This is a genomic window from Modicisalibacter muralis (genome assembly GCF_900102945.1).
In the GTDB taxonomy this organism is placed as follows: Bacteria; Pseudomonadota; Gammaproteobacteria; order Pseudomonadales; family Halomonadaceae; genus Modicisalibacter; species Modicisalibacter muralis.
In genome coordinates this window covers 383835-395922 of the sequence record NZ_FNGI01000002.1, presented here as the reverse complement: position 1 = coordinate 395922, position 12088 = coordinate 383835, and the positions used below count along the sequence as shown (strand labels likewise).

General features: G+C 60.9%; 8 protein-coding genes. 6 read left to right on the top strand and 2 right to left on the bottom strand.

Annotated features, from left to right (window positions below):
* Window positions 1-104: 104 nt before the first annotated feature.
* Complete coding sequence (locus BLR92_RS06405; protein ID WP_089726659.1) at window positions 105-1067, bottom strand: DMT family transporter; 963 nt, start codon at window positions 1065-1067, stop codon at window positions 105-107.
* A 491-nt stretch (window positions 1068-1558) separates the two neighbouring features.
* Here BLR92_RS06405 and BLR92_RS06400 point away from each other — a divergent pair, with 491 nt between their 5' ends.
* The 5 genes from BLR92_RS06400 (at window position 1559) to BLR92_RS06380 (ending at window position 8412) form a co-directional block, all read left to right on the top strand.
* The gene (locus tag BLR92_RS06400; protein WP_089726657.1) at window positions 1559-2530 is read left to right on the top strand and encodes a TAXI family TRAP transporter solute-binding subunit; all 972 of its coding nucleotides are present in this window, start codon (window positions 1559-1561) and stop codon (window positions 2528-2530) included.
* Window positions 2531-2654: 124 nt separating this feature from the next.
* Window positions 2655-5252: a TRAP transporter permease gene (locus BLR92_RS06395; RefSeq protein ID WP_089726655.1), complete on the top strand. Its 2598-nt coding sequence runs from the start codon at window positions 2655-2657 to the stop codon at window positions 5250-5252.
* A gap of 185 nt (window positions 5253-5437) precedes the next feature.
* Complete coding sequence (locus BLR92_RS06390; protein WP_089726653.1) at window positions 5438-6352, top strand: MurR/RpiR family transcriptional regulator; 915 nt, start codon at window positions 5438-5440, stop codon at window positions 6350-6352.
* Window positions 6353-6538: 186 nt separating this feature from the next.
* Window positions 6539-7873 carry a pyridoxal phosphate-dependent aminotransferase gene (locus BLR92_RS06385; protein WP_089726651.1) on the top strand — a complete coding sequence of 445 codons (1335 nt, stop codon included), beginning with the start codon at window positions 6539-6541 and terminating at the stop codon, window positions 7871-7873.
* Between the two features lie 149 nt (window positions 7874-8022).
* The gene (locus BLR92_RS06380) at window positions 8023-8412 is read left to right on the top strand and encodes a DUF4168 domain-containing protein (RefSeq protein ID WP_089726649.1); all 390 of its coding nucleotides are present in this window, start codon (window positions 8023-8025) and stop codon (window positions 8410-8412) included.
* 77 nt (window positions 8413-8489) lie between these two features.
* Here BLR92_RS06380 and BLR92_RS06375 read toward each other — a convergent pair whose 3' ends face one another.
* Window positions 8490-10058: a BCCT family transporter gene (locus tag BLR92_RS06375; protein WP_089726647.1), complete on the bottom strand. Its 1569-nt coding sequence runs from the start codon at window positions 10056-10058 to the stop codon at window positions 8490-8492.
* Between the two features lie 292 nt (window positions 10059-10350).
* Between BLR92_RS06375 and BLR92_RS06370 the strand changes: the two genes are divergently transcribed.
* Complete coding sequence (locus tag BLR92_RS06370; protein WP_089726645.1) at window positions 10351-12081, top strand: NADH-ubiquinone oxidoreductase-F iron-sulfur binding region domain-containing protein; 1731 nt, start codon at window positions 10351-10353, stop codon at window positions 12079-12081.
* Window positions 12082-12088: the final 7 nt, after the last annotated feature.

The window sequence follows — 12088 nt, the reverse complement described above, 5'->3', positions numbered from 1 at the left end:
CGGACGAATGGCTGCGTTGCGCGGTACGCGAAGGCTCGCCTAACCTCGTGTTATGTCTCGCCTTCTGTGTTCCGTGCGCCTTGCCCTTCAGGCCGTTCGGCAATTTATTCAGCGATTCCTTCGTCGCCCGAGGGCCTGGCAACACCTCCGCGCACCACCAGCACCACGCCGGCGATCGTGACCGCCATGCCCATCAGGGCGACGGGGCCGAGCGTCTCGTCGAATAGCCACCAGGCCTCCAGCGCGGTCAGCGGCGGCACCAGGTAGAACAGGCTGGCGACCTTCGAGGCCGCGCCGCGCCGGATCAGCGCCATCAGCAGCAGAATCGCCGCGATCGACAGCCCCAGCACCAGCCAGGCTAGGGTGGCGGCGAAGGCGAGCGTCCAGGCAACATCGCGGGTTTCCAGCGCCAGCGCACCGATCCCCAGCGCGACGCTGGCGGCTAGGTATTGCACCACGCTGCCGCCGAGTAAGGGCATGCCGGCGCAGTAGCGCTTCTGATACAGCGTGCCGGCCGAGATACCCAGCAGCGCGGCGAACACGCAGGCCAGCGCGCCAAGCCCGAAACCCTGGAACAGGTTGCCATCGCCGGGCGCGAGCTGGCCGCTCAACACCAGGGTGATGCCGACCAATCCCAGTGCCAACCCCAGCCATTGCCAGAAAGAGAGACGCTCACCGAGCAGCGGCAAGGCCAGCGCGGCAGTCAATAGCGGCTGTAGGCCCACCAGCAGCGAGGCCAGTCCGGCCGGCAGGCCAAGTTCTATCGAGTAGAACACTCCTCCCAGATAAGTGGCATGCACCAGCAGGCCGGTTATCGCGACATGCCCGCATAGCGCTCTTGAGCCCGGCCAATTGGCCTTTAGCAGCCACATCAGTGGCAGCAACACCAGTAGCGTCAGCACGAAGCGGATGAACAGGAACGTGAAGGGCTCGGCATAGGGCAAGCCGAACTTGGCACCGATAAAGCCCGTGCTCCACAACAGCACGAAGACCGCCGGCATGGATGCCAGCCAGAGCGCGCGGTTATTGTCGTGGAGGGATTTCTCCCGAGGCAGAGGAGAAGGCATGAAGGCGTTTCCTTATGTGTTTCAGCCGGCTGGCGTGGACATCGATTCAAACACAACAGATTAGCAGGCGAAAGAAAACCTCGATGACCGGATAATGATGCCAATTCTATCGATCGGCAGTGTTGCACCGAGCCAACAAGGACTTTCTTGTGGTCGAGGTCGTGTCGCCAATTTGCACAAAGAGTGTTTGTTTTCTGAAAAACATACTGGTTTTTGTGGTAAATCAACCTTCAGGATTCACTGAAAACAAGAAATTTCTGTTTTAAAAAAACATGGAATCTGTAGAATTCGTCTCCCTTTGTCAGGTTATCGAGCGTCGCCATCCGGCCAGTTTTTCAGGCTGTTACATTTCCTTGATGCAAATTTGTCAATGTCTTTTGCAGCCCTGTGTGACTGTGAGTATCTTTGCCAAGGCAAGGTGAAAGCCGAGTAAAAGCTGCCCTGTCGGGTTGGCGATAATTGGTGACAATAACGTTAAAGAGGTGTCTTGCATGAAACATCACTCCCTTTACGCAACCATGGTGTCAGGTGCGCTGCTTGGCGCCACGCTGCTTTCCACTCCGGCCATGGCGCAGGAAAAATTCATTACCATCGGAACCGGGGGGCAGACGGGGGTTTATTACGTGGTGGGCCAGTCGGTTTGCCGCATGGTCAACCGCCTCGAAGACTCGAATATCAAATGTAATGCGCCGTCGACCGGTGGCTCGGTCGCCAACATCAACGGCATCAAGTCCGGCGAGTTGGACATGGGCGTGGTGCAATCCGATGTGGGCTATCGTGCCTATAACGGCGAGGGCAACTTCGAACAGCCGTTCAGCGAGATGCGCTCGGTTTTCACCATGCATGGCGAGCCGCTGACGTTGCTGGCACGTGCCGATTCCGGCATCGAAGGGCTCGACGATCTCAAGGGCAAGCGGGTCAATATCGGTAATCCGGGCTCCGGTCAGCGCGCCACCATGGAAGTGCTGATGGAAGCCAAGGGCTGGACCAATGACGTCTATGCGCTGGCTTCCGAGCTGACTGCCGCCGAACAGGCCTCGGCACTGGCCGATAACAACATCGATGCCATGGTCTACGTGGTCGGCCATCCCAACGGCTCGATTCAGGAAGCGACGACCACCGTCGATGCCAACCTGATCCCGCTGACCGGGCCCGAAGTCGATAAGCTCGTCGAGAAATACCCGTACTACACCAAGTCGGTGATTCCGGGCGGTCTGTACGCTGGCAACGAGGAAGACGTCGAGACGTTCGGTGTGGCGGCGACCTTCGTCACCGACGCTGATACCGAGGCCGAAGTGGTCTACCAGACCGTCAAGTCGGTATTCGAGAACTTCGATCGCTTCAAGCGCCTGCATCCGGCATTCGCCGAACTCGAACCCGCCGAGATGATCAGCAAGGGCCTGACCGCGCCCCTGCATGAAGGCGCTGCGCGTTACTACAAGGAGCGTGGCTGGATCGAATAACGCACAAGCGTTGATTCATCCAGCAGTGCAACGATGCGCGGCTGCCTAGGGGCGCCGCGCATCGTTGGGTTCAGGAGGGCATTGCGCTCTCCTTTCGTCGTTATTTCATAGGCAGGACAAGACAATGGCTGAAGACAATAAATCTTCTTCCGCTGGGTCCAGTGAATTGGAAGAGTTGGTTGCCGCCAGTGATACGGGCGCGCGCAAGCTGACCGGACTTCCCAACAAGTTATTGATGGGCACTGCGGCGGCATGGTCGCTGTTTCAACTATGGATAGCCTCGCCGCTACCTTTCATGGTCGGCTTCGGTGTTTTCAATGCCACCGAGGCGCGTTCGATCCACCTGGCCTTCGCGTTGTTTCTGGCGTTCATGGCTTATCCGGCATTCAAGAGTTCGCCCCGTGAGCGTATGCCCCTGGCCGATTGGGTGCTGGGCGCAGTGGCCGCTTTTGCCGGTCTTTATCTTTACCTCTTCTATGAACAGTTGGCCCAACGCCCCGGCAATCCGATCCTGCAGGACGTAATCATCGGCATAATCGGCCTGGTGTTGCTGCTCGAGGCGACGCGGCGCTCACTCGGGCCGCCATTGATGATCGTGGCTCTCGTGTTCATCGTCTATTCGTTGGCTGGGCCTTATATGCCGGGCCTGCTTTCGCACGGTGGGGTGAGCCTGGAAGGCATGGTCAACCACCAGTGGGTTTCGACCCAGGGCGTGTTCGGCATCGCACTAGGGGTTTCGACCAGTTTCGTCTTTCTGTTCGTGTTGTTTGGGGCCCTGCTCGACAAGGCCGGCGCCGGCAATTACTTCATCAAGTTGGCTTTCTCCCTGCTGGGACGCTTCAGGGGTGGGCCCGCCAAGGCGGCGGTGGTCGCCTCGGGCATGACCGGGCTGATTTCCGGCTCGTCGATCGCCAATACCGTGACCACGGGCACGTTTACCATCCCGATGATGAAACGCGTCGGTTTCACGTCCGAAAAGGCCGGTGCGGTGGAAGTGGCGGCCTCCGTCAACGGTCAGATCATGCCGCCGGTGATGGGCGCGGCGGCCTTCTTGATGGTCGAGTATGTGGGGATCCCGTACATCGAGGTCATCAAGCACGCCTTCCTGCCGGCGGTGATTTCGTATATCGCGCTGTTTTATATCGTGCATCTCGAAGCGCTCAAGATGAACATGAAGGGCCTGGAAAGCAGCAATCCGATACGCCCATTGCTCAACAAGCTGTTGGGCTTCCTGACCGGGCTGATCGTGGTAATGGCGCTTTGTGCCGGGGTCTACTACGGCCTGGGCTGGCTCAAGCCATTGCTTGGCGATACCACGCCCTGGATTGTCGCTGCAGTCGTTGCGGTGGTTTATGTGGGTCTGCTGAAAGTCGCCTCGAGGTATCCCCCGCTCGAAGTGGATGACCCCAACGACCAGAACGTCAAGATGCCCCAGACACGGCCGACGCTGATGGTCGGCTTGCATTACCTGCTACCGGTAGTCGTGCTGGTCTGGTGTCTGATGGTGGAGCGTTTCTCCCCGGGCTTGTCGGCGTTCTGGGCGACGGTGCTGATGATCGTGATCATTCTCACCCAGCGTCCCTTGCTGGGCATGTTCCGTCAGCACGGCGACATGGGCGCCGCTACCAAGGAAGGCTTTATCGATCTGTGGGAAGGCCTGGTCGGTGGCGCGCGCAACATGATCGGCATCGGTATCGCTACCGCCGCGGCGGGGATCATCGTCGGCGCGGTATCGCAGACCGGCGTGGGACTGGTGTTGGCCGGCGTGGTCGAGACGCTGTCGATGGGCAACCTGCTGCTGATGCTGCTGCTCACCGCGGTGCTCAGCTTGATCCTGGGCATGGGATTGCCGACAACCGCCAACTATATCGTGGTTTCGGCGCTGCTGGCGCCGGTGGTCGTCACGCTGGGCGAGCAAAGTGGCCTGATCGTGCCACTGATCGCCGTGCACCTGTTCGTATTTTACTTCGGTATCATGGCCGACGTGACGCCGCCGGTCGGGTTGGCGTCGTTCGCGGCCGCGGCGGTGTCGGGTGGCGATCCGATCCGTACCGGTTTCCAAGCGTTCTACTATAGCCTGCGTACTGCGGCGCTACCGTTCCTGTTCATCTTCAATACCGACCTGCTGTTGATCAATGTGTCGCTCATGGAAGGCATCGTCATCTTCATCGTTGCCACGCTGGCGATGCTGATCTTCGCCGCGGGTACTCAAGGCTATATGCTCGTCAGGAACCGCTGGTATGAAAGCGTGATGCTGCTGCTGGTGGCGTTCACGCTGTTCCGCCCCGGTTTCTGGATGGACATGGTTCAGGCCCCCTACCGCGATATCGCACCGGCGCAGTTCGAGCAGGCGTTGGGCAATGCCGACGAGGACAGCAATCTGCGCGTGCGCATCGAGGGACTGGATGCCTACGGCAGCCCGACGAGCTATGTCATGTCAGTGCCGGTGCCGGAAGGCGATACCGCCGCCGAGCGCATGCAGAATCTGGGCCTGATGCTGATGGAGGACGAGGGGCGGACCATCGTCGATATGACGACGTTCGGTAGTCCTGCCGAGAAGTTGGGTTTTCAGTTCGATCAGGAGATCGTATCAGTTCAGGCGCCAGTGAGCGGATGGGCCAAGGAATGGATGTGGATTCCCGGCTTGGCTGTCTTTCTTCTTGTGGTATTGCTGCAACAGCGTCGGCGCAACGCCACGTCCAAGCCGGCGGTAGCCGCTTGAGTCAATACACGAATTAGACACACGATTACCACGACACCCGGCTTAGGCCGGGTGTCGTGGTTTGGGGCATGGAAGGCGAAAATGCAAATATAAAGCCATTTATGCAAATTAATTTGCAATCAAGGGAAGGCCTCGGCTAGAGTGTAAAGGCATGCTTCAAACGGGCTGTGTCAAAGGAGGCCTCGATGTCCGTCACCAATCCTGCGATTCCCCCGACCAGCTTTGCCGAGCTTCAGGCGCTCGCCACGCATATTCGACGTGGCGAGGACGGTGCGCCACAACTGTCGTCCAAGGCGCTGGCGCTGCTCGATGCCTTGCTGGCGATGCCGGAAGCGGTTGGATTGTCGAACATCTCCCGGCTGGGGGAGCAACACGGTGTGAACCCCTCGAGCCTGACCCGTCTGTCGCGGGCGCTGGGTTTTTCCGGTTTCAAGACATTTCAGGCCATGTTTCGCGAGGGACTGACCGGCAATGCCTTCTACTCCACGCGCGCCGAGCGGTTGCTGGATTTTGGCGAGACGCCGGAGGCCGCGCCGCATATCCATCAGGATCGCGCGCTGTGGCAGCAGGAGATGGCCAATCTGTCCGCTGCGGTGGAGGGGCTCGATGTTAAGGCCCTGACGCGGGCCGTCGCTACCATCGTCGCCGCCCGGCGCATCCATGTGGTGGGGCTGCGGGCCAGTTTCGGCGCCGCGCATTATCTCGCCTATTACCTCGGCTATTTACGTAGCGAGGTGGAGCTGATCTCACCGCAGGATGGGGCAAGTGCCGAACGCGCACTGCATCTGGGTAGCGAGGATCTAGTGATCGGCATCGCCTTTCGTCCCGAGACCCGCACCAGCGTCGATTACTGCCGGCTGGCGGTAGAGCAGGGCGCCGGCCTGGTAGCGTTGACCAATCATCCGCAATCGCAATTGGCGAGCCTGTCCGAGCGACCACTGATCGCCCCGGCCGAGGGGCCTTTCTTCTTCAACCCGATGAGCAGTCTGTTCCTGCTGGTGGAGCTGTTGCTGTCGCGCGTTGCCCGTGAATTGGGTAGCACGGCGATTGCCAGCATCCGCCGCCGCGAGGCGCTGATTGCACGCCTGAATATCGAATGACGCGACCGACTTCCCGACTCATGGAATAACTGAAGAAATCGCCGAACGGAATGAAGGACAAGACGCACGGAACACAGAATACGAGACATAACATAAAGTTAGGTGAGTCTTCGAGTACCGCGCAACGCAGTAATTCGTCCGTGCAGGCATTTATACAGTGGTTCCTCATGCCTCAAGGAGGCAACCATGACCTATAGCGCTGATTCCGCCGATACCCTCGAACCCTCTTTTCCGGTTCCGGACGTTAATGTCGCAACCCGTCTCGATAGCGGCTATGCCACCGCCGGCGGCGCGACGCACTCATCCGATACGCTGCTGATCAACGAGCAGTCGCGCCTGCTCGAAGCGGGCGGGCGGCGCATCTTCAAGTTCGGCTTCGGCCAATCGCCGTTTCCGGTCTTCGACCCGGCCGTCGAGGCGCTGGCGCGTCACGCCGCCGACAAGGCCTATTTGCCGGTACAGGGCTTGCCGGCGCTGCGCGCGCAAGTCGCCGACTTCCATAGCGATATCGATCAGGTTCGGTGGGACACCGAACGTATCGTGGTAGGGCCGGGCAGCAAGCTGTTGTTGTTCGCACTGATGAAGTCGCTGCCCGAGGCCGATATTCTGATACCGGCGCCGTCGTGGGTCTCCTATGCGCCGCAGGCGCGCATGGCCGGCCAACGGGCGGTATGCCTTGCTGCCTCCTTCGAGAGCCGTTGGCAGATCACCCCCGAGCAACTCGACGTGCACTGCCGGGCCGAGCCTGAGCGGCTCAAGGTGCTGATACTCAATGCGCCGGGCAACCCCACCGGGTTATCGCCGGATATCGGCACCCAGCAGGCCCTGGCCGAGGTGGCGCGGCGACATGGCGTGCTGGTACTGTCCGACGAGATCTACGGCATGCTGCACCATCGCGGTGAACATCGCGCCTTCGCCCGCGACTACCCGGAGGGCACGGTGACCACGAGTGGACTTTCCAAGTGGTGCGGCGCCGGCGGTTGGCGACTGGGCGTCATGCATGTGCCCGCGGCGCTGGGTGGCGAGCTGTTTGCACGGATTCTCGGCGTGGCGTCGGAGACCTGGTCGAGCGTTGCGAGTCCCATACAGCGCGCGGCCATCGTCGCCTATACCCGTGGTGCGTCGCTCGAGAGTTATGTGCAACGCCAACGCGATGTGCTCGGTGAATTGGGTCAATGGAGCGCGGCACGGCTCGAAGCGGCGGATGTGCGGGTGCACGCGCCGGATGGTGGCTTCTACCTGTTTCCCGATTTCGAGGCCCATCGGGAGCGCCTGGCGGCACGCGGCGTCACCACCAGTGCCGGGTTGACCGCACGCCTGCTCGATGAGGTTGGCGTCGCCTTGCTGCCGGGCAGTGCCTTCGGTTGCGATCCCTGCCAACTCACGGCGCGTCTGGCCTACGTCGATTTCGACGGTGGGGCCGTGCTGCAAACCCAGCTTGCGGCTCTCGATCAGCCGGCGATAACGCCTCTCATCCTGGGGATCAATGCTATAGTCGACTGGCTCGGCCAGGACGATTGACGCTAGGCGGCTATCCAGGCGTCGCTTTACGAAGACGAACGTAACGACACAGAAACTTCTTGTTTCTTACTCATTACAAGAAAAATTGAACCACCTGTGCGGATGGCCGTCAGAACAGAACACACAAGCAGCTAGTTGGAGATTTTTGCATGCAAAGGATGACTGCCCTGTTTTCCGCCGCTTTATTGACTGCGGGTTTGATCTCGGCGCCGGCCATGGCGCAACAAGAGGGCGCCACCCAGCAGCAGGCGCAAGCAGCGACTGCCACCGCTCAGGATTTTTCCGATGAGCAGTTACAGCAGTTTGCCGATGCTTCCCAGGAGATCGCAGTAATTTCCCAGGATTACACCGAACGTTTGCAAGGTGCGCAGGATCAGGCCGCGCAGCAGGAGATTCGCATGGAGGCCAACGAGAAGATGGTCGCCGTGGTTGAAGAGAGTGGCCTGGATGTAGAAACCTTTAACGCCATCGGTCAGGCGATCCAGCAGGATCCCGAACTGATGAAGCGTGTGCAGTCCATGGCCCAGAATGGTTCGTAAGCCGTTTTGATTCGCCAGTAACCAGTAAAAAGGGTCGCCAAATTGGCGACCCTTTTTCTTTGCGACACTAATTAGTTTTACTGAAGCGCGACCTTGAGTCGTTGCTCCTCATGCAGGCCCTTGTAGAGGCTGAAGCACATGACCAGCAGGACGAGCGTGAAGGGCAGGCCGGTCGCCACCGCACCGGCTTGCAGTGCACTCAGTGCCTCGCTGCCGCCGCCATAAAGCAGCACGCCGGCGATTACGCCCTCTAGCGTGGCCCAGAATACCCGTTGGCTGCGTGGGGCATCGGTCTTGCCGCCAGCGGTGATGTTGTCGATCACCAGTGAGCCGGAATCCGACGAAGTGATGAAGAACACCAGCACCAGGATGATCGCCAGCGTCGAGGTCAGGCCGGTCAGCGGCAGATGCTCGAGCATGTGGAACATCGCCAGCGAGACATCGCTGATGCCATTCGCCAACTCACCCACGCCATTGGTGGCCTGATGCAGTGCGATGCCGCCGAAGGCGCTCATCCATACCAGGGTGACCAGAGTCGGTACCAACAGCACGGCGATCAGGAATTCGCGCACCGTACGACCGCGCGAAACGCGGGCGATGAACATGCCGACGAACGGTGACCAGGAAATCCACCAGGCCCAATAGAAGATCGTCCAGCCGTGATACCAGGTAGTGTCATCGCGGCCGACCCAGTTGGATAGTGGCAGCAGATTGCCCAGGTAATCCATCGCGGTGGATCCGATGCCGGTAACGATCAACAACGTGGGGCCAGCGGCGATGACGAACAACAAGAGCGCTGCGGCAATCACCATATTGATGTTGGAAAACAGCTTCACGCCACCATCGATACCGCGCCATACCGAGAACAGTGCGACGGCAGTGACCGCGACGATGATCGCTAGCTGCGTGCCGATGGTGTTGGGAACGTCGAACAGATAGTTCAGTCCGCCGGCGGCCTGAGTGGCGCCGAATCCCAGCGAAGTCGCCAGGCCGAAGATGGTCGATAGCACCGCGAGGATATCGACGATATGACCGGGCCAGCCACGCGTACGTTCGCCCAGCAGCGGATAGAACGCCGAGCGCAGCGTCAGCGGTAGACCCTTGTTATAGGCGAAGAACGCCAGTGACAGTGCCACCACGGCGTAGATCGCCCAAGGGTGCAAACCCCAATGGAACATCGTTGCGCCCATTGCCGCACTGGCGGCTTCCGGTGTACCGGCGGCGACGTTCAGCGGTGTGCCGTACCAGTCGGTGTAGTAAGCCACCGGCTCGGCCACACTCCAGAACATCAGGCCGATACCCATGCCGGCGGCAAACAGCATGGCGAACCATGACATGCGTGAAAATTCCGGCTTGGCTTCGTCGCCACCCAAGCGAATACGCCCCACAGGCAACAGGATCAGCGCGATACAGAACACTACGAAGACATTGCCGGCGATCATGAACAGCCAGTCGAAATGTTCGATGGACCAGTTCTTGGCCAGGCCCAACTGAGCGTTGGCAGCGTCGGGGTAGACCAATGCGTAAATGATGAACAGCAGGATGGCAACGGCGGAAAGTGGGAAGACGGGGCTATGGAAATCCAGCCCCATGACCTGCTTGTTGTCCTGACCGAGTTTCAGAACAGGCACTTCGTCTTGGCTCATGGTTTGCCCTCGTTGTTGTTGTCTATCTGACGTACATCCCTCGAAAGGGCACTACGGCTAGCGCATTCTTAGGGCAGTCGTGACGCGATAGTTGTTTGAAACCGACCTCGTCATGCGCGTCGGCGCGAGTCGACGCCGATGAGCATGGCAAGGTCGAAGATGGGCATGGCATGGTCGAGTTTGCTCACAGCGACACCGGCATATCGCCCAGCGGTCATTTGACGATCACCATTGCCCGCTCAAGGGTGTGGTGCGAACATCGACTCATATCGATAACAACGAGCGCCAGACCATGACTGTGACCACCGTGAAGCCTGCACGTCGTGGCGCCCGCGGCAAGCCCCGCGGTCGCGAACTGGACCCGGCGGCACTCGCCGAGATCGAAGCGTTGCTGGTCGACGCTATCGTTCCCGACCCGCGCCGCCGCGATCTGCTGATCGAACACCTGCATCGCATTCAAGATGCCCATGGGCATCTCTCTCTGCGTCATCTGCGCGCGCTGGCCGCGTTCATGAATCTGCCGATGGCCACGGTCTACGAGACCGCGACCTTCTATGCGCATTTCGATGTCGTCCACGACGACCAGACCCCGCCGCCGGCGACGACGATTCGCGTGTGCGATTCGCTGTCGTGTCAGTTGGCCGGCGCCGAGGCCCTGCAACGCGAGCTCGAAAGCGGCGCCGACCCCACCGCGGTAAGGGTGATTCGCGCGCCGTGCATGGGCCGCTGCGAAATAGCCCCGGTCGTCGAGCTGTCATCGGTGGGGCAGCATCGTCATCTGGGCCATGCGACGGCGAGCGCCGTGGCTGACGCGCTTACCAGCGGCGAGTGGCACGCCGAGCCGGTCGCCTGGCAGCGCCTGGCCGATTACCGCGCCGATGGCGGTTTTGCGTTGCTGACGGCGTGCCGGGCCGGCGAGGTCAGCTATGAGACGCTGACCGGGATGCTCGAACAGGCCGGCTTGCGCGGCCTGGGTGGAGCGGGTTTCCCGACCTTCAAGAAATGGGGTTTCGTGCGTGCCGAGCCGGGCCCACGCTACTGCGTGATCAATGCCGACGAGGGCGAGCCGGGCACCTTCAAGGACCGCTATTACCTGGAGCGCGCGCCGCATCGCTTCCTCGAAGGCGCGCTGATCAGCGCCTGGGCGGTCGAGGCCGAGGCGCTGTACATCTACCTGCGCGATGAGTACCCCGAACTGCATCGGGTATTGCACGAGGCGATCGACGAACTGGAGGCCGCCGGGCTGGTCGAGCCAGGATATATCGTCATGCGGCGTGGCGCCGGCGCCTATATCTGCGGCGAGGAGTCGGCGCTGATCGAGTCGCTGGAGGGCAAGCCCGGCAAGCCGCGCCACCGCCCGCCATACGTCGCCCAGGTTGGGCTGTTCGACCGCCCGACGCTGGTCAACAACGTCGAGACGGTCTACTGGATTCCGCTGATCTGGGAGCGCGGCGCCGAGTGGTTTGCCAGCCACGGCCGGCATGAGCGCAAGGGGTTGCGCAGCTTCTCGGTCTCCGGGCGCGTCAAGCACCCCGGCGTACATCTGGCCCCGGCCGGCATCACCCTCGCCGAGCTGATCGACGAATACTGCGGCGGCATGGCCGAGGGGCATCAGCTGCTTGCCTACCTGCCCGGTGGTGCCTCGGGTGGCATATTGCCCGCCGCGAAGGCCGATATCCCGCTAGACTTCGACACACTGCAGGCGCATGGCTGTTTCATCGGCTCGGCGGCGGTGATGGTGGTTTCGGACCAGGACGATCTCAGAGCCGTGGCCAGCAATCTGCTGGCGTTCTTCGCCGACGAATCGTGCGGCCAATGCACGCCGTGCCGGGTCGGCACCGAGAAGATGCTGGCGCTGCTCGAACGCGACGAATGGGACGCCGCCGAGCTGTCGCGGCTGTCGCAGGTGATGATGGATGCCTCGATCTGCGGGCTCGGCCAGGCCGCACCCAATCCGGTGCTGGGGCTCTTGAAGGACTTCCGCGAGCCGCTGGCGGCCCAGAATGTGATCGTTCGAGGCTGACAGAGGC